Origin of the sequence: Kitasatospora sp. NPDC059160 (genome assembly GCF_042755465.1) — a bacterium.
Lineage (GTDB): Bacteria > Actinomycetota > Actinomycetes > Streptomycetales > Streptomycetaceae > Kitasatospora.
Window position 1 is genome coordinate 21078 of sequence record NZ_JBHZCN010000056.1, and the last position, 16957, is coordinate 38034.

Below are 16957 nucleotides of genomic sequence, written 5' to 3' on the forward strand. Positions count from 1 at the left end.
CACATGTGCAGTGGGTGGCATAAGTATGCATCACTCCGTATGGAACACAAAACCCCGGTCGAAGGGGATCCTTCGACCGGGGCTGTGGTTGCCGGGGCTGTGGCTGCCGCGGCCCTACTGCGCCTTGGCCTGGGCGAGTTGCATGAGGTGGTCGGCCAGCGCCTGGCCGCCCGCCGGGTCCCGGCTGATCAGCAGCACGGTGTCGTCGCCCGCGATAGTGCCGATGATCTCGAAGACCTCGGCCTGGTCGATCGCCGAGGCGAGGAACTGCGCGGCGCCCGGCGGGGTGCGCAGCACGACCAGGTTGCCGGAGGCCGTCGCGGAGACCATCAGCTCGCCCGCCAGCCGGGCCATCCGGCCTTCGCTGGCCGACTCCCCCATCGGTGCGCGCGGGGTGCGGTCGCCGCCCTCGGCGGGGACGGCGTAGATCAGCGCGCCGTCCCGGTTGCGGATCTTGACCGCGCCCAGCTCGTCCAGGTCCCGGGAGAGGGTGGCCTGGGTGACCACGAGTCCGTCGTCGGCGAGCAGCTTGGCGAGCTGGCTCTGCGAACGCACGGGCTGGCGGGTGAGCAGGTCCACGATCCGCCGGTGGCGCGCGGTGCGGGTCTGCGGGACCTGCGGCGTCGGGCCGGCGGCGGAGCCGGAGCGGGAATCGGTCATGTGATTATTCTCCCGGACGATGGTCAACTCGCATCGGCCGGGGCGCTCTCGCGCACCGTTCGGAGGATCTCCGGCAGGGCCGCGAGGAAGGCGTCCGCCTCCTGCTCGCTCAGCACCAGCGGCGGCGCCAGCCGTACGGCGTCCGGGACGGCCGCGTTGACGAGGAAGCCCGCCTGCTGGGCGACCGCCTGGACCCGGGCCGAGAGCGGCCGGGTCAGCACGATGCCGAGCAGCAGCCCGGCCCCGCGCACGTGCGAGACCAGCGGGTCGCCGAGCGCCTCGACGCCGTGCCGCAGCCGGTCGCCGATCTTGCGGACGTGCTCCAGCAGGCCCTCGGACTCGATGGTGTCCAGCACCGCGAGCCCGGCCGCGGCGGCCACCGGGTTGCCGCCGAAGGTGGTGCCGTGCTGGCCCGGGGTGAGCAGCTCGGCGGCCGGGCCGAAGGCCAGCACCGCGCCCATCGGCAGGCCGCCGCCGAGCGCCTTGGCCAGGGTGACCACGTCCGGCTCGACGCCCTCGCAGGCCTGGTGGGCGTACCAGTACCCGGTCCGGCCGATGCCGGTCTGGATCTCGTCCAGGACCAGCAGGGTGCCGGTGGCCCGGGTGATCTCGCGGGCGGCCCTCAGGTAGCCGTCGGGCAGCGGGATCGCGCCGTTCTCGCCCTGGATCGGCTCCAGGAAGACGGCGGCGGTGTCGGTGGTGACGGCCGCGCGCAGCGCCTCGACGTCGCCGAACGGGACGTGGGTGACGTCACCGGGCAGCGGGCGGAACGGCGCCTGCTTGGCGGGCTGGCCGGTGAGCGCGAGGGCGCCCATGGTCCGGCCGTGGAAGGCGCCCTGGAGGGCGACCAGGTGGGTGCGGCCGGTCCGTCGGCTGATCTTGAAGGCGGCCTCGTTGGCCTCGGCGCCGGAGTTGCAGAAGAACACCCGGCCGCCCTCCCGGCCGTCCAGCGCCAGCAGCCGCTCGGCGAGCGCGATGGTCGGCTCGGCCATGAAGAGGTTGGAGACGTGGCCGAGGGTGGCGATCTGCCGGCTGACCGCCTCGACCACGGCCGGGTGGGCGGTGCCGAGGGCGTTGACGGCGATGCCGCCGAGCAGGTCGGTGTACTCCTTGCCGTCGGCGTCCCAGAGCTTGACGCCCTCGCCGCGCACCAGCGGGATCCGGGGGGTGCCGTAATTGTCGGTGAAGGCGTGCTGCCACCGGTCGGTGAGCTGCTCGTTGTGCGTCATGCCAGTCCCCCGGTCACGGTCGGCTCGTCGTCCGGCACGACCATCGTGCCGATGCCCTCGTCGGTGAAGATCTCCAGCAGCAGGCTGTGCTGCACCCGGCCGTCCAGGACGCGGGCGGTGCCCACGCCGGAGCGGACGGCACGCAGGCAGCCCTCCATCTTGGGGAGCATGCCGCTGGCCAGGCCCGGCAGCAGTGCGTCCAGTTCGCTCGCGTTGAGCTGGCTGATCACGTCGTCGGAGTTCGGCCAGTCCTTGTACAGGCCCTCGACGTCGGTCAGCACCACCAGCATCTCGGCGCCGAGCGAGACCGCCAGGGCGGAGGCGGCGGTGTCGGCGTTGATGTTGTAGACGTGGCCGTCGGCACCGCGGGCGATCGAGGAGATGACCGGGATCCGGCCGTCGGCGATCAGTGCCTTCACGGCGCCGGCCTCGATGTTGACGATGTCGCCGACCAGGCCGATGTCGACCTGCTCGCCGTCCACCACGGCGTAGCGCTTGACCGCCGTCATGGTGTGGGCGTCCTCGCCGGTCATGCCGACGGCGAACGGGCCGTGCTCGTTGAGCAGGCCGACCAGCTCGCGCTGCACCTGGCCGGCCAGCACCATCCGGACCACGTCCATGGTCTCGGGGGTGGTGACCCGCAGGCCGTTGGTGAAGCTGGACTCCAGGCCCAGCCGGTCCAGTTGGGCGCTGATCTGCGGGCCGCCGCCGTGCACCACGACGGGGTGCAGTCCGGCGTAGCGGAGGAAGACGACGTCCTGGGCGAAAGCCGCCTTGAGGCTCTCGTCGACCATGGCGTTGCCGCCGAACTTGATCACGATGGTCTTGCCGTGGAAGCGCTCCAGCCAGGGCAGCGCCTCGATCAGCGTCATGGCCTTGGGCAACGCGGTGTTGTTGCGGGCCTGTTCGCCCTTGGGTGCGATCTGCACGGGTTTCCCTTGTCGGAACGGTCGTCGCGGTTCGGCGCTCGGCGGAGCCGCGGCTCAGCTGGAGTAGGCGCTGTTCTCGTGGACGTAGTCGGCGGTGAGGTCGTTGGTCCACAGCGAGGCGCTCGCCGTACCGGCGTTGAGGTTCGCGGTGATGACGACGTCACGGCCCTTCATGTCCACCAGGTCGCGGTCCTCGCCGACGCCGCCGTCCTGGCAGACCCAGACGCCGTTGATGGCGACGTCGAGCCGGTCCGGCTCGAAGGTGGCGGAGGTGGTGCCGATCGCGGACAGCACCCGGCCCCAGTTGGGGTCCTCGCCGTGGATGGCGCACTTGAGCAGGTTGTTGCGGCTGATCGTCCGGGCGACCTCGACGGCCTCGTCCTCGGTGGCCGCGCCGGTGACGTCGATCCGGATGTCCTTGCTGGCGCCCTCGGCGTCGCCGATCAGCTGGCGGGCCAGGTCGGCGCTGACGGTGCGGACGGCCTCGGCGAACTCGGCCGCGTCCGGGGCGGTGCCGGAGGCGCCGGAGGCCAGCAGCAGCACGGTGTCGTTGGTCGACATGCAGCCGTCGGAGTCGATCCGGTCGAAGGTGGTGCGGGTGGCGCCGCGCAGGGCGGCGTCCAGGGCGGCGCTGTCCAGGTCGGCGTCGGTGGTGAGCACGACCAGCATGGTGGCCAGGCTCGGGGCGAGCATGCCCGCGCCCTTGGCCATGCCGCCGACCGTCCAGCCCGCCGGGCTGGTGACCTGCGCGGTCTTGTGCACGGTGTCGGTGGTCTTGATGGCGATCGCGGCGGACTCGCCGCCGGTCTCGCTGAGCTCCCGGGCGGCCAGGGCGACACCGGGCAGCAGCACGTCCATCGGCAGCCGGACGCCGATCAGGCCGGTGGAGGCGACGGCGACCTCGCCGGCGCTGAGGTCCAGCTCGGCGGCGACCTTCTCCGCGGTGGCGTGGGTGTCCTGGAAGCCGGCCGGGCCGGTACAGGCGTTGGCACCACCGGAGTTGAGGACGACGGCGGAGACCCGGCCGCCCTTGAGGACCTGCTGGGACCAGAGCACGGGCGCGGCCTTGACCCGGTTGGCGGTGAAGACGCCGGCCGCGGCGTACGAGGGGCCGTCGTTGACCACCAGGGCGAGGTCCGGGGTGCCGGAGGCCTTGATGCCCGCGGTCACGCCGGCGGCCCGGAAGCCCTTGGCGGCGGTCACGCCGGTGTCGGGGGTGGTCACGGTGCGACTCCGTTCAGGGGAAGGCCCAGCTCCTCGGGCAGGCCGAGGGCGATGTTCATGCTCTGCACCGCGCCGCCCGCGGTGCCCTTGACCAGGTTGTCGATCGCGCTGATCGCGACGATCCGCCCGGCGGTGGCGTCCAGGGCGACCTGGACCAGGGCGGTGTTGGCGCCGTAGACGCTGCTGGTCTGCGGCCACTGCCCCTCGGGCAGCAGGTGGACGAAGGGCTCGTCGGCGAAGGCCTCGGCGTACGCGGCGCGCAGCTCCTCGGCGCTCACGCCCGGCTTGGCCTTGGCGGAGCAGGTGGCGAGGATGCCGCGCGGCATCGGGACGAGGGTGGGGGTGAAGGAGACGGTCAGCGGCTCGCCGGCCAGCGGGGTGAGGTTCTGCACCATCTCCGGGGTGTGCCGGTGCACGCCGCCGACGCCGTACGGGCTGACGCTGCCCATCACCTCGCTGCCCAGCAGGTGGGTCTTGGCGGCCTTGCCGGCGCCGGAGGTGCCGGAGGCGGCGACCACCACGGCCTCCGGCTCGGCGAGGCCGGCCGCGTAGGCCGGGAACAGCGCCAGGGAGACGGCCGTCGGGTAGCAGCCGGGCACGGCGATCCGGTTGCTGCCCTTCAACGCGTCGCGGTGGCCGGGGAGTTCGGGCAGGCCGTAGGGCCAGGTGCCGGCGTGGGCGGAGCCGTAGAACTGCTCCCAGTCGGCGGCGGCCTTGAGCCGGAAGTCGGCGCCGCAGTCGATCACCAGGACGTTCTGGCCGAGGGCCTCGGCGACGGCGGCGGACTGGCCGTGCGGCAGCGCCAGGAACACCACGTCGTGGTCGGCCAGCACCTCGGGGGTGGTGGGTTCGAGCACACGGTCGGCCAGCGGGATCAGGTGCGGCTGCAGCGCGCCGAGCCTGGTGCCCGCGTTCGAGCCGCCGGTCAGCGCCCCGATCTCCACCTCCGGGTGGCCGAGCAGCAGGCGCAGCACCTCACCGCCCGCGTACCCGCTCGCGCCGGCGACGGCGACTCGCAAAGCCATGGCTTCCTCCTTGGTCGTGGCATGAATATACGCGGGAGGGAAAATCCATGCAAGGCTGAGCCCGGCACCCCCGGGCTCCCCGCCGGTGCGACCGGCCCGGGCACCGGCGGACCGTGCCGCCGACGGCCCCCGGTCAGCGCTTCACGGCTCGCAGCACCACGAACTTCGGGTTCCCCGCGACGAGTTGGCAGTTGCCGAACAGCTTGCGCAGCTTGACGTGGTAGCCGAGGTGACGGTTGCCGACCACCCACAGCTCACCGCCGGGCCGCAGCGCCCGCCGGGCGCCGGTGAACATCCGCCAGGCGGTGGCGTCGGTGGTGGCCTGGTGGGAGTGGAACGGCGGGTTGTTGAGCACCAGGTCCACCGAGCCCGGGGCGAACACCGCCGGGTCGAGCGCGTCGGCGGTGCGGAACTCGGCCGGGGCGTCCGGGCCCAGGTTGGCGCGGAAGGTCTCCTCGGCGGAGGCCACCGCCTGGTGGGACTCGTCCACGAACACCAGCTCCGCGCCCGGCCCGGCCAGCGCGGCCGCGGTGCCGACCACGCCGTTGCCGCAGCCGAGGTCCACCACCCGGTCGCCCGGGGCGGGCGTGGGCAAGTGGGCCAGGAAGAACCGGGTGCCGATGTCGAGCCGTTCGGCACAGAACGTGCCCGCGTGGTTGACCACGGTGCGCCCGGCGGCGGGGCCGATGTCCGGCGGCAGCGCGTAGCGGTGCGGCCACGGGCTGGGGCCGGGGTCGAGCGCCGGGTCGGGGGTGCAGAAGATCAGCCGGGCCTTGCGGACGGCCAGCGAGGTGCGGGTCGGGCCGAGCACCTTCTCGAACAGCTCCAGGGTGGAGGTGTGGATCTCGGCGACCATGCCGGTGCCGATCACCACCGTGCCGGGGTGGAGGGCCGGGGCGAGCCGGTGCAGCTGGTCCTCCAGCAGGGCCAGGCTCTTGGGCACCCGCACCAGCAGGACGTCGATGCGCTCCGGCGGGGTGTCCCGGGTCGTGCGCAGCCGCTCCTCGTCGACGGCGGCGCCGGCCCGGGCGAGGTTCTCCCGGGTGGCCTGCCGGCCGAGGTGGGAGTCGCTGATCTGGACCGGTCCGTACGGTGCCAGCGCGGTGGCCAGCGCGCCCCAGCGGTCGCCGAGGACGGCGATCCGGCGGCCGGCCAGCTCGGTGGCGGCGCCGTCGGCGCTGTCGGCCTCGCCGGCGAGGTGGCGCAGCAGGTACTCGTCGGCGGCGTCCCAGGCCCGCAGCCGCTCGCGGGGGTCCGCGGGGAAGCGGGTGAGGTCGAGGGAGCCCCAGGGGGTCGCGAAGGCGGTGGCCGAGGGTGACGAAGCGGGCGTGGTCTGCGGATTCATCGTGTTCTCAGGCTATCCGAAGGTCCGCCGGGGAACGGTTTCGGGCAGATACTGGAAGAGCCCGACCGAGAGGGGTGAGGGCGATGGACTGGAAGCTCGAAGTCGTGGTGGTCCCGGTGTCGGACGTGGACCGCGCGAAGCTCTTCTACGAGGAGCAGGCCGGCTTCACCGTGGACCACGACACCCGCCTGCGCGACGGGGTCCGGGTGGTCCAGCTGACTCCCCCCGGCTCACGCTGCTCGATCGTGGTCGGCGCCGGGGTGATCGAGTCGCCGCCCGGCTCGGTGAAGGGCCTCCAACTGGTGGTGCCGGACATCGAGAAGGCCCACGCGGAGCTCACCGCGCGGGGCGTGGTGGTCAGCCCCGTCCAGCACTTCGTGGCCGGAGCCCGGGTGAACGGGCACGGCGAGGCCTGGAACAACTTCGTGTTCTTCAACGACCCGGACGGCAACGGCTGGGCCGTCCAGGAAGTCCCCCTCGCGGCCTAGCCGGTGCGTCCGGTCCGGGCCGAGCCCGGACCGGACCTCGGCGTGGGTAGGCTCGCGGGATGGCTGAGGAACAGGGAAGCGTGCGGGTGGACGTCTGGATCTGGTCGGTCCGGCTGGCCAGGACGCGTGCGCTGGCGGCGGCGGCCTGCAAGGCCGGGCATGTCCGGGTGAACGGCGAGCGGGCCAAGCCGGCGCAGACCCTCAGGCCCGGGGACGAGGTCCGGGTCCGCGAGGAGGGGTACGAGCGGGTCGTCGTGGTGACCAAGCCGATCCGCAAGCGGGTCGGCGCCCCGGTCGCGGCGGAGTGCCTGGTCGACAACAGTCCGCCGCGGCCGCCGCGCGAGTTCGTGGCCCCGACCTTCGAACGGGACCGCGGCGCGGGGCGCCCGACCAAGCGGGAGCGCCGCGACCTGGACCAGCTGCGCGGCGGGCGGTAGCCGCTCGCACGGGGAAGGGCCTCACCCGGCGGCGGTGTCGCCGCGGAACCCCACACCGCCCGCCGCGCGCTGTCGCGTCAATTCCTCCCGGTACGCACCGGATGCGCGGCCTGCAGGGCGAGCCGCCGCGGGGCGTCCTCGCCGATCCGGGTGAGCAGGTCGTCCAGGGCGAGGAAGGCCTCCCAGCGCTCGCGGCCGGTGGCGGCGGCCAGCCGCTCGACCACCCGGTCCTCCAGGTCGCGGACCCGCTGGTTCTTCCAGGCCTTGTCGGCCAGGCTGACCAGCAGGTCCTCGGTGGTGGTGCCGGGCTCGCCCCAGCTCGCGTGGGTGCGGGCGAAGCGGGCCAGTTCCTCGGGGACGCCGCGGGCCGACAGCAGGGCGTGGCCCGCGGGTTCGTGCGCGGAGCCCGGGCCCGAGAGCTCCTCGGGGTGGACGACCTTGCCGATGTCGTGGGTGGCGGCGCCGTAGCGGACGGCGTGGTGGTCGAAGGCCAGGCCCTCGGCGGCGCAGAACTCGACGACCTGCTCGGCGACCTGGTGCACCAGCGCGAGGTGGGCGACCAGTCGGGGCGGGGCGTCGACGCTCCGCAGCAGTTCGGCGACGTCGGTGGGCAGCGGCGGCAGGTCGGTGGTCACGCCGCAGGGTAGCCGGGAGGGTGAGGGATTGTCAGTGCCCGTACGTAGTCTGCTCGGTGTGGGGGCGGTCGGCCCCGGCGCCGGAGGGGGGCGCCGGGGCCGGCCGTCGTCACGGATCCACGGTCGGGCCGGGTCCGGTCACGGCTTGAGGGCGACGCCGGCGTAGGCGGAGACGTCCTGCCAGCCCTCGGGCAGTTCGGTGGTGCGCAGGTGGCCCGCGGTGGGGCGCCAGAGCGGGAGTTGGACGAGGCCGGGGCCGACGAACTCGAAGTCCCCGAAGAAGGGTTCGACGCCGGCCCGGGGACGCAGGACCAGCGGCGCGCTGGCGCTCCGGTAGATCCGGGTGCCCTCGGCGGCGCTCTCGCGGGAGGCGAAGTCGGGGCTGCCGTGGGAGAGGATCAGGGCGCTGCCGGGGGCGAGCACCTCGCGCAGGGTGCGGACGATCTGCTGGGCGCCCTCCTCGTCGCGTATGAAGTGCAGGACGGCGACGAGCATCAGCGCGACGGGCTGGGACAGGTCGATGGCGGCGCCCAGCGCGGGGTGGCGCAGGATCGCCTCCGGGTCGCGCAGGTCGGCCTCGATGACCGAGGTGTGCCCGGCCGGGTGCCCGGCCAGCAGGGCGCGGGCGTGGGTGGCGACGATCGGGTCGTTGTCGACGTAGACGACCCGGGCGTCCGGGGCGACCCGCTGGGCGACCTCGTTGGTGGAGCCGACGGTCGGGATGCCGGTGCCGATGTCGACGAACTGGCGGATCCCCCGGCCCGCCGCGAACTCGACGGCCCGGCCGAGGAACTGGCGGTTGGTGCGGGCCAGCAGCGGCAGCGCCGGGTAGGCGGCGATGGCGGCCTGGGCGGCCTTGCGGTCAGCCTCGAAGTTGTCCTTGCCGCCCAGGTAGTAGTCGTACATCCGGGCGGTGTGCGGGATGCCGGTGTCGAGCTCGCTCGGCGGCTGCCAGTCGTCCGCTCTGGCCCACTCCCAGCCGGTGCGGGTGTCCTGGTCGACGGCCGCGGTGTCCTCGTGGTGCATCATGTTCCGCCCCCAATGCGCAATGCCGGAATGTGCCTACTGCCCCGTAACACGCGGTGCGCGGTGATCGTATCCAACGACACGCCGTGGAAACAGCGGGAGTTCAGGTTCCTGCAACACCCGGAAGACGGAGTGTGTGCACGTCAAGGACGGTGTGTCGGACGGCGTCGGACGGCTCTGCCGGATCGCCGGGAGGGTCCGTCCTCTCTATGCTGGCTGCCGATGACTGCCGACCGCCGCACCGTACTGCGCACCGCCGCCAAGCTGGCCGCCCTGTCCGCCGCCGGCGGACTCCTCACCTCCTGCGGCAGCGGCACGCCCCGCCGGGCCGACACCGGGACGCTCGCCGCGCACCCCGGCAGTGTCGACCCGCAGCACACCACCGACCCGGCCTGGAACGGCGGCGAGGGGCCCGCCTCCCCCGCCCCGACCACCCCGGGCGCCGCGGGCGAGCCGCAGCCCGGCGGCGAACCGACCCCGGCCGCCGCCCAGGCCTCGGCGCCGGCCTCCGCAGCGCCGACCCCGCCCGTCCTGACGCCGCTGGCGGCCGGCACCCCGTACGAGGTGGTGTACGGGCCGCGCACCGGCAAGAACGTGGCGCTCACCGTCCACGGCAGCGGCGACCCGAAGCTCGCCACCACCCTGCTGGAGGCCGCCGAGCAGCGCGGCGTCAAGCTGACCGTGATGGCGGTCGGCAGCTGGCTGGACCAGCAGCCGCAGATGGCCCGGCGGATCCTGGACGGCGGCCACGAACTGGGCAACCACACCCAGAACCACCTCAACATCTCCGCGATGACACCGGACCAGGCCCGTGCCGAGATCGCCCAGTGCGCCGACCGGCTGACGAGGCTGACCGGCTCGATGGGCCGCTGGTTCCGCCCCTCCGCCGCGCAGTACGCCACCTCGATGGTGCGCGACCAGGCCAAGGCCGTCGGCTACGAGCACGTGCTGTCCTTCGACGTCGATCCGCGGGACTACAACGACCCGAGCGCCGCCGAGCTCCAGCGCCGGGTGCTGGGCTCGGTGCGCGGCGGCTCGGTGGTGGCCCTGCACATGGGGCACCAGTGCACCATCGACGCGCTGCCCGCGATCCTGGACGGGCTGGCCAAGGCGGGGCTCAAGCCGGTCACCGCCAGCCAACTGTGTGCGTGACCGGCCCCGACCGGAACTCCCCGCCCCCGACTGAGCTCCCGCCGAAGCCGGTCAGGCCATCGGGTCGTCGTCCTTGTACGGGCGCAGCCGCAGCGTCCGGGCGTCCACCGCGCGGATCGCGTCGGCCTGTGCGACCAGCTCCGCCAGGTCGTCCCGCCCGGCGTGGATGAACCGCCCGTGCAGCGCGTCGAAGCGGCCGCGGGCGGCGTCCACGGTGACGGCGACCATGTACGGGATCGAGCCCCAGGCCTTCATGTCCCGGAACATCGGCATCCCCGCGGTCATGTCGGTGGCCACCGCGCCGGGGCTGATGTCGAGCACCACGACGTCGTGCTCGGCCAGCGTGTCCGCCATGTTGTCGGAGAGCTGGAGCAGCGCGCCCTTGGAGGTCGCGTACGCGGTGTAGTGGCCGTCCGGGCGCAGCGCGAAGCCGGAGTTGAGGTTGACCACCCGGCCGCTGCGGCGGGCGACCATGCCGGGCAGGACGCAGCGCAGCAGGTTGTAGGGGCCGCGCAGGTTGGTCTCGATCACCTGCCACCACTGGTTGGGGTCGGTCTCCCAGAGCGGCACCTCGGCGCGGTCGACCAGGCCGGCGTTGTTGACCAGCAGGTCGATCGGGCCGAGGTCGCGCTCGACCAGCCGGACGGCCTCCCGGACCGAGCCGGGGCGGCAGACGTCCGCGGTGACGGCGACGCCCCGGGAGCCGTGCTTGACGCACTCCTTGAGGGTGTCGGTCAGCGTCTCGTGGGTGCGGCCGACCAGGCCGACGGCCATGCCCTCGGCGGCCAGGCCGACGGCGATCTCGCGGCCGATGCCCCGGCCGCCGCCGGTGACCAGGGCGACCTGTCCTGTGAGCGATCCCGTCGGCACCGTGTGCTCCCTTCCCGTCCCCGGCCCCCGTCTGCGGCATTCTGTCCGGCGGCGGGCGGCGGCGGGCCCGGGCGCACCCGCAGGCGGTGCGGCCTCACCCGATCGGGGGGCCGTCCGGGCTGGCACTGTGCCGGGGAGGGGGTGACCTACTGGCGAGTACGGAGTAGTAACGTCGTCGGGGCGGTGACCGGTGCACCCATTCCGGTACACCGACCCGTTGACCAGCGAGCTCGCTGGGCCACCAGTTCGCTGGGCGACCCCCAGCACCACCGAAGGGCAACTGAGTGAGTGACATCGCACGCGTCGGAGTAGTCGGCTGCGGTCTCATGGGGTCGGGCATCGCCGAGGTCTTCGCCCGGGCCGGACTGGACGTCCTGGTGTCGGAGGCCAGCGGTGAGGCGCTGGAGTTCGGCCGCACCCGGCTGACCAACTCCCTGGACACGGCGGTCAAGCGCGGCAAGCTGAGCCCCGAGCAGCGGGACGAGGCGCTGTCCCGGCTGTCCTTCACCACCGACCTGTCCGACTTCGCCGACCGCGACCTGGTGGTCGAGGCGGTCGCCGAGCGCGAGGACATCAAGGTCAAGATCTTCCAGACCCTGGACCAGGTCGTCGAGCGCCGGGACGCGATCCTGGCCTCCAACACCTCCTCGATCCCGATCGTGAAGCTGGCCGCCGCCACCTCCCGCCCGGAGCAGGTCATCGGCCTGCACTTCTTCAACCCGGCGCCGGTGCAGAAGCTGGTCGAGGTCATCCCGACCCTGACCACCTCGGCGACCACCACCGAGCGGGTCGAGGCCTTCGCCACCCAGGCCCTCGCCAAGGAGCCGATCCGGGCCCGCGACCGGGCCGGCTTCGTGGTCAACGCCCTGCTCGTGCCGTACCTGCTGTCCGCGGTGCGGATGTTCGAGTCGGGCGTGGCCACCGCCTCCGACATCGACAAGGGCATGGAGGCCGGCTGCGCCCACCCGATGGGCCCGCTGCGGCTGTGCGACCTGATCGGCCTGGACACCATCGTCTCGATCGCCGAATCGATGTACGACGAGTACAAGGAGCCGCTGTACGCCGCTCCCCCGCTGCTGTCCCGGATGGTCGACGCCGGCCTGCTGGGCCGCAAGTCCGGCCGCGGCTTCTACGACTACACCGCGAGCGCCTGAGCCCGGACGTGAGGGGCGGGCCCGTACCGGTCTCCGGTACGGGCCCGCCCCTTTTCCGGCCGCCCCGCGGCCCGCGCTACTTGACCCCGGCCTCCGCGCAGGCCTGGGCGTACTGCGGGGTGCAGATGTCGGACGCCTTGTAGAGCCCGCCGTCGACGACCGTCGCCTCCACCTTCGCCTTGGTCACCACGATCGGGGTGAGCAGCAGCGAGGGGATCTTCAACCCGCCGCTGTCGGTGAGCGTGGCGGCGGTGGTGCTGATGTCCATGCCCTCGGCCAGCTGGACGGCGATGCTGCCCGCCGCGTCCGTCTCGGGCTTGTACGGCTTGTAGATGGTGTACGCCTGCTCGCCGGTGAGCACCCGGCGGACGGCGTCGAGGGAGGCGTCCTGGCCGCCGACCGGCACGTTCTTGAGGCCCGCGGCCTTCAGGGCCTCGATGACGGCGGCGGCCATGCCGTCGTTCGCGGCGTAGACGGCCTGGATGCCGTTCTTCCCGAGGCTCTGGATGGCCTCGTTCGTCTTCGCGGTGGCCACGTCAGGCTTCCACTCGCCGGACTGCTCGTAGGCGATCTTGACCCGGCCGTCCAGCGCGAGGTGCGCGCCCGCCTTGAACTGCGCGGCGTTGGGGTCGGACTCGGCGCCGTCGATCATCACGACGTTGGCCGAGGAGGCCTTCGGGCCGAGCGCGTCGAGCAGGGACTGGCCCTGGAGCTGACCGGTCTGCTGGTTGTCGAAGGAGACGTACGCGGCGACCTTGCCCTGGGCCAGCCGGTCGTAGGCGACGACCTTCACGCCCTTGGCGTTGGCGGCGTCCACCCACGGTCCGGTGAGCTTGGCGTCGACCGGGTCGAGCAGGATGACCTTCACGCCCTTGGCGAGCAGGTCGTCGAACTGCTTCTTCTGGACGGACGCGTCGCCTCCCGCGTTGGCGTAGCTCACCGTGCACTTGGTGCAGAGGCCCGTCACCGTCTGCTCGATCAGGGGCTTGTCGAACGCGTCGTACCGGGTGGAGGACGCACTCTCCGGCAGCAGCAGCCCGATGCCCTCACCGCCACCCCCGCTCCCGCCCGCCGCCGGCGCCTGTCCCGCCACCGTCTGGCCGCAGGCCGTGAGGGCGAGTGCGAGCGACACGGTGGCCGTGCCCGCGGCCGCGAGACGCATGGGTCTGATCATGATCGGTGGTGCCTCCTGTACTGCGCCGCAACCCTGCGGCAGGGGACGGAGTCAAGCGCCACCGGGCGAATGCGTCAATGCGGGAGGGATCGTTCGTTATGCCCCTGCTCGATTCGTTACGGGATGAACAGGACTTTCACAGTCCCTTGGGCTTTTCGCGGGGGGGTGATCAAAACGGGGGTGATCAGAACGGGGGTGATCGAAACGCCGAGGTGGCGGAAACCCGGGGAAACGGGTTCCCGCCACGGCGTCGGCCCGGGCGTCAGCTGTTGATGCTGTAGCTGTCGCCGTAGACCTTCCACTTGAGCGGCGGGTTGAGGTCGAAGTTCTTGGCGTTGAGGAACACCGACTGCTCGGTGTCGACCCGGCTGGTGTCGGAGTGCGCGGCCTCCTTCTTCATGACCACCTTGCGGGCGTCCAGGAAGGCCTTGAGGTAGGTGGCCTCGTCGCCGCCCTGGGCGGGCGTCCTCGCCTTCTTCATCGCGGCCGCGCGGATGCCCCCGAAGCTGTCGGAGCTGTTGCCGGGGCCGTGCATCACGATGGCGTCGTAGTAGGCGAACTGGCCGAGCGCGCGCAGGCCGTCGGCCTTGGCCTGGTTGACGGCGGGGTTGAAGTACACCCGGTCGCGCTCGTCGTTCTGGGCCTGCTGGAAGGTCTGGTCCTTGGCGGCGGCGGCCCAGTCCTTGACGAAGGCGTCGCCGAGGCCGGAGTGCGAGGCGCTGCCGTTGACCTTCTTCAGCGCGGGCAGGTACTTGGCGAGGACGTTGCCGGGCTTGAGGTCGGTGTAGTGCTGGACCAGGTCCAGCATGTCGCCGGTGCCGGAACAGAAGCCGATGATGCCGGCGGTGTAGCCGCGGCCGTCACCGATGTCCTCGATGTACTTGTACTGGGCCTTCCAGTCCAGCGAGGAGTTCTCCGCACTGGACACCAGCTGCATCGCGATGTCCTTCTTGTGCGGGTCGTCGAGGCCGACGCCCTTGAGCTGGACGGAGGCCGCGGCCGCGGGGGCGGCCTGGGCGGCCGAGGCGGCCGCGACGGTGAGGGGCGCGGCCACCAGGGCGGCGGCGAGGGCTATGTGGAGGGCGCGACGGGGCTGAGGACGCATGGGACGCTCCGGTTCCTCGATCGGTTAGGAAAGCTTCCTAACGAGAAGGAAACGCCCGGAACCGCCGCCGCCGCAAGGGTTTTGACGAAAACACTTCAAACAATCAAGGACGGCGCAGGTCAGACCGCCCGCCGCCGCACCCACCAGACCGCCGCCGCGCACAGCGCCACCGCGAGCAGGGTCGTCCAGCCGAACTCGATCCACTGGAACGGCCAGAACCGGTCCGCCGGTTGGTACACCTCGTGCATGGTGTACCCGCCGTCGTGCACCAGGGACTGGAGGTGGGCGTAGTCGCCGCCGAGGTTGTAGAAGTCCGCCTCGGAGAGCCGGTTCCCGGCCGGGTCCGAGTACCAGACGCTCAGCACCCAGCGGTCGTCCACCGCGAGGGACGTCATGGCGCGCACCGGCTCGTCCAACGGGGCCATGTAGTGCGAGCGCACGGCCACGGCGAGGAACGGCAGGGCGACCGAGGCCGCCAGACCCAGGCCCACCGCGAGCACGGTGCGGCGCAGCACCGCGCCGGCCAGCGCCGCGACCCCGAAGGCCACCAGCACCCGCCCGACCAGCACCGGCGACGCCTGCCCGAAGAGGTCCGGGTGGAACTGTCCGCCCAGCAGCTCCAGCGGTGCGTTCCACCAGCGCAGCACCAGCCCGAACAGCGCCGCCACCACGGCCAGCACCGCGCCGCCCAGCACCAGGCCGCCCGCCGTCCAGCGGGTCCGCCCGGCCCCCTGGGTCCAGGCGAAGCGCACCGTGCCGTGCTCGAACTCCCGCGCCAGCAGCGGGCCGCCGAGGAAGGCACCGAACATGCCGCCCAGGACGTAGGACACGTTGCCGAGCATCGGCATGGTGTCGGCGTACTGGTGCAGGAACCGCTTGAACGTGGCCGCGCAGGCGGCGGTGGTCGGATCGCAGGAGCCCGCGCCGGTGCGGTCCAGGCCGTCGTGCAGGTACCAGCCGTGCAGCAACAGGGCGACGGAGACCACGCCCATCACCGCGAGCAGGGTCAGCAACGCGGGCCGGTGGCGCAGCCCGGCGGCCCGCAGCACGGCGGAGCGGGGCGGGGCGAGGGTGGTGGCGCTCATGACGGTACCTTCTGGTTCGTACGGACGGCCCCGCGCGGGCCGGGCAGCGCGGAGGCGGTCGGCTCGCGCAGGTAGGCGAGCACCAACTCCTCCAGGCCGATGCGCTGTTGGCGCCAGCCGGCGGAGACCGGCGCGTCCGGGCCGCCGGTGCGCACCAGCAGGTGGGACTGGGCGCCGGCCCGGCGGTCGCGGACCACCGGCAGCCGTTCGGCGACCGCGTCGGCCTCGGCGGTGGGGCCGGTGAGCATCCGGTGGCCGCCGACCAGGTCGTCCACCTCCCCGGACACCTGGACCCGGCCGCCGGTCAGCACCACCAGGTAGTCGCAGCTCTGCTCCAGCTCGTTGACGGCGTGCGAGGAGAACAGCACCGAGAGGCCGTCCTCGGCCACCGCGGTCAGCAGCACGGCCATGAAGTCGTGCCGGGCGAGCGGGTCGAGCGCGGCCAACGGCTCGTCCAGGAGCAGCAGTTCTGGCCGTTTGGCGAGGGCCAGGGCGAGCGAGACCTGCGCCTGCTGGCCGCCGGAGAGCCGGCCGTACTTGCGGTCCATCGGGATGCCGAGGCCGTCCAGGTGAGTGCGCGCCCGGGCGTCGTCCCAGCGCCGGTTGAGGTGGCGGCCCATCGCGAGCAGATCGCGCACGGGCAGGCCGGGGTAGAGCGCGGCGTTCTGGGCGACGAAGCCGATCCGGTCCAAGGCCCTTGGCGAGCCGGGGAGTTGGTCGCCGAGGACGGTCATCGCGCCCTCGCTCGGCAGGGTCAGCCCGGCGGCCAGGCTGAGCAGGGTCGTCTTGCCGGCGCCGTTCGGGCCGACCAGCGCGACCACGTGCCCGGCCGGGACGGCCAGGTGGCAGTCCCGCAGCGCCCAGGAGCGGCGGTAGCGCTTGCCGATCCCGCCGCAGTCGATCACGGTGTCCGCGGCCGTCACGCCACCACCCCGTCCCGGCCCTCGCGCAGGTCGCGCAGCGCGTCCTCGAACACCGCGACCATCCCCCCTTCGTCCAGCCCGGCGGTCCGCGCCGAGCGCATCCAGTCCAGCAGCCCCCGCCGCAGCGCGGCCCGTTCGCGCAGCGGCACCACTCCGGCGGGCAGCCCGCGCACGAAGGTGCCCTGGCCGCGCCGTCCGACCGCCAGGCCGCGGTGCTCCAGCTCCCGGTAGGCCTTGAGCACGGTGTTGGGGTTGATCGCCAGCCCGGCGACCACCTCACGCACCCGGGGCAGCTGGTCCCCCTCCGTCAACCAGCCCATCCTCAGCGCCTGTTCGACCTGCTGCACGAGTTGCAGGTAGGTCGGGACGCCGGAGGCCGGGTCCAGGCGGAACTCGATCGGAGAGGGCTGGTCAGCGCCTTTATCTAGTTCCATAGGTAAAGAGATAAACGATCGGATGACAGGCCGTCAACCCAAGGAAGCGCAAAGGGCCCCGT

At 72.8% G+C, this 16957-nt stretch carries 18 protein-coding genes; 4 read left to right on the plus strand and 14 right to left on the minus strand.

The features are described from left to right. Window positions 1-114: 114 nt before the first annotated feature. The 6 genes from ACFXOZ_RS23645 to ACFXOZ_RS23670 all read right to left on the minus strand — a co-directional run bounded on the left by ACFXOZ_RS23645 (window position 115) and on the right by ACFXOZ_RS23670 (window position 6412). Window positions 115-660: an arginine repressor gene (locus ACFXOZ_RS23645; protein ID WP_375890920.1), complete on the minus strand. Its 546-nt coding sequence runs from the start codon at window positions 658-660 to the stop codon at window positions 115-117. Between the two features lie 23 nt (window positions 661-683). Then, window positions 684-1889 (minus strand): acetylornithine transaminase, encoded by a 1206-nt coding sequence (locus ACFXOZ_RS23650; protein ID WP_380529868.1) that lies wholly within the window; start codon window positions 1887-1889, stop codon window positions 684-686. After that, window positions 1886-2761: an acetylglutamate kinase gene (argB, locus tag ACFXOZ_RS23655; protein WP_375890951.1), complete on the minus strand. Its 876-nt coding sequence runs from the start codon at window positions 2759-2761 to the stop codon at window positions 1886-1888. The genes ACFXOZ_RS23650 and argB overlap by 4 nt, the downstream gene beginning before the upstream one ends. Window positions 2762-2872: 111 nt before the next feature. After that, window positions 2873-4021, minus strand: a complete 1149-nt coding sequence (argJ, locus tag ACFXOZ_RS23660; RefSeq protein WP_380529874.1) for a bifunctional glutamate N-acetyltransferase/amino-acid acetyltransferase ArgJ — start codon at window positions 4019-4021, stop codon at window positions 2873-2875. A gap of 17 nt (window positions 4022-4038) precedes the next feature. After that, window positions 4039-5067, minus strand: a complete 1029-nt coding sequence (gene argC, locus ACFXOZ_RS23665) for an N-acetyl-gamma-glutamyl-phosphate reductase (protein WP_375890916.1) — start codon at window positions 5065-5067, stop codon at window positions 4039-4041. 133 nt (window positions 5068-5200) lie between these two features. After that, entirely contained in the window at window positions 5201-6412 is a 1212-nt protein-coding gene (locus tag ACFXOZ_RS23670) for a methyltransferase (RefSeq protein ID WP_380529871.1), read from the minus strand. A gap of 83 nt (window positions 6413-6495) precedes the next feature. Between ACFXOZ_RS23670 and ACFXOZ_RS23675 the strand changes: the two genes are divergently transcribed. After that, window positions 6496-6900, plus strand: a complete 405-nt coding sequence (locus tag ACFXOZ_RS23675) for a VOC family protein (protein WP_375890912.1) — start codon at window positions 6496-6498, stop codon at window positions 6898-6900. Window positions 6901-6959: 59 nt separating this feature from the next. Then, complete coding sequence (locus ACFXOZ_RS23680) at window positions 6960-7337, plus strand: RNA-binding S4 domain-containing protein (RefSeq protein WP_375890911.1); 378 nt, start codon at window positions 6960-6962, stop codon at window positions 7335-7337. 77 nt (window positions 7338-7414) lie between these two features. On the opposite strand, the gene ACFXOZ_RS23685 is transcribed toward ACFXOZ_RS23680, so the two are convergent. Together ACFXOZ_RS23685 and ACFXOZ_RS23690 are read right to left on the minus strand one after the other, a co-directional pair. Continuing rightward, window positions 7415-7972 (minus strand): HD domain-containing protein, encoded by a 558-nt coding sequence (locus ACFXOZ_RS23685; protein ID WP_380592476.1) that lies wholly within the window; start codon window positions 7970-7972, stop codon window positions 7415-7417. 138 nt (window positions 7973-8110) lie between these two features. Continuing rightward, complete coding sequence (locus ACFXOZ_RS23690; RefSeq protein ID WP_375890908.1) at window positions 8111-9001, minus strand: SAM-dependent methyltransferase; 891 nt, start codon at window positions 8999-9001, stop codon at window positions 8111-8113. Window positions 9002-9220: 219 nt separating this feature from the next. On the opposite strand from ACFXOZ_RS23690, the gene ACFXOZ_RS23695 reads away from it, so the two are divergent. After that, a complete protein-coding gene (locus ACFXOZ_RS23695; protein WP_380592478.1) occupies window positions 9221-10150 on the plus strand; it encodes a polysaccharide deacetylase family protein in 930 nt (309 codons plus the stop codon). A gap of 51 nt (window positions 10151-10201) precedes the next feature. On the opposite strand, the gene ACFXOZ_RS23700 is transcribed toward ACFXOZ_RS23695, so the two are convergent. Beyond that, the gene (locus tag ACFXOZ_RS23700) at window positions 10202-11020 is read right to left on the minus strand and encodes an SDR family NAD(P)-dependent oxidoreductase (RefSeq protein WP_380592480.1); all 819 of its coding nucleotides are present in this window, start codon (window positions 11018-11020) and stop codon (window positions 10202-10204) included. Between the two features lie 284 nt (window positions 11021-11304). Between ACFXOZ_RS23700 and ACFXOZ_RS23705 the strand changes: the two genes are divergently transcribed. Next, window positions 11305-12174, plus strand: a complete 870-nt coding sequence (locus tag ACFXOZ_RS23705) for a 3-hydroxybutyryl-CoA dehydrogenase (RefSeq protein WP_375890902.1) — start codon at window positions 11305-11307, stop codon at window positions 12172-12174. A 76-nt stretch (window positions 12175-12250) separates the two neighbouring features. Here the strand turns inward: ACFXOZ_RS23705 and ACFXOZ_RS23710 are convergent, their stop codons facing one another. From ACFXOZ_RS23710 to ACFXOZ_RS23730, 5 genes are all read right to left on the minus strand, one after another. Then, window positions 12251-13336 (minus strand): sugar ABC transporter substrate-binding protein, encoded by a 1086-nt coding sequence (locus ACFXOZ_RS23710; protein WP_380528967.1) that lies wholly within the window; start codon window positions 13334-13336, stop codon window positions 12251-12253. Between the two features lie 274 nt (window positions 13337-13610). Next, entirely contained in the window at window positions 13611-14453 is an 843-nt protein-coding gene (locus ACFXOZ_RS23715; RefSeq protein ID WP_380592482.1) for a chitosanase, read from the minus strand. Between the two features lie 119 nt (window positions 14454-14572). Next, a complete protein-coding gene (locus tag ACFXOZ_RS23720) occupies window positions 14573-15538 on the minus strand; it encodes a hypothetical protein (RefSeq protein WP_380592484.1) in 966 nt (321 codons plus the stop codon). Further along, entirely contained in the window at window positions 15535-16461 is a 927-nt protein-coding gene (locus ACFXOZ_RS23725; protein WP_375890895.1) for an ATP-binding cassette domain-containing protein, read from the minus strand. Before ACFXOZ_RS23725 ends, ACFXOZ_RS23720 begins: the two co-directional genes overlap by 4 nt. Then, window positions 16458-16895 carry a GntR family transcriptional regulator gene (locus ACFXOZ_RS23730; protein ID WP_380528959.1) on the minus strand — a complete coding sequence of 146 codons (438 nt, stop codon included), beginning with the start codon at window positions 16893-16895 and terminating at the stop codon, window positions 16458-16460. Before ACFXOZ_RS23730 ends, ACFXOZ_RS23725 begins: the two co-directional genes overlap by 4 nt. Window positions 16896-16957: the final 62 nt, after the last annotated feature.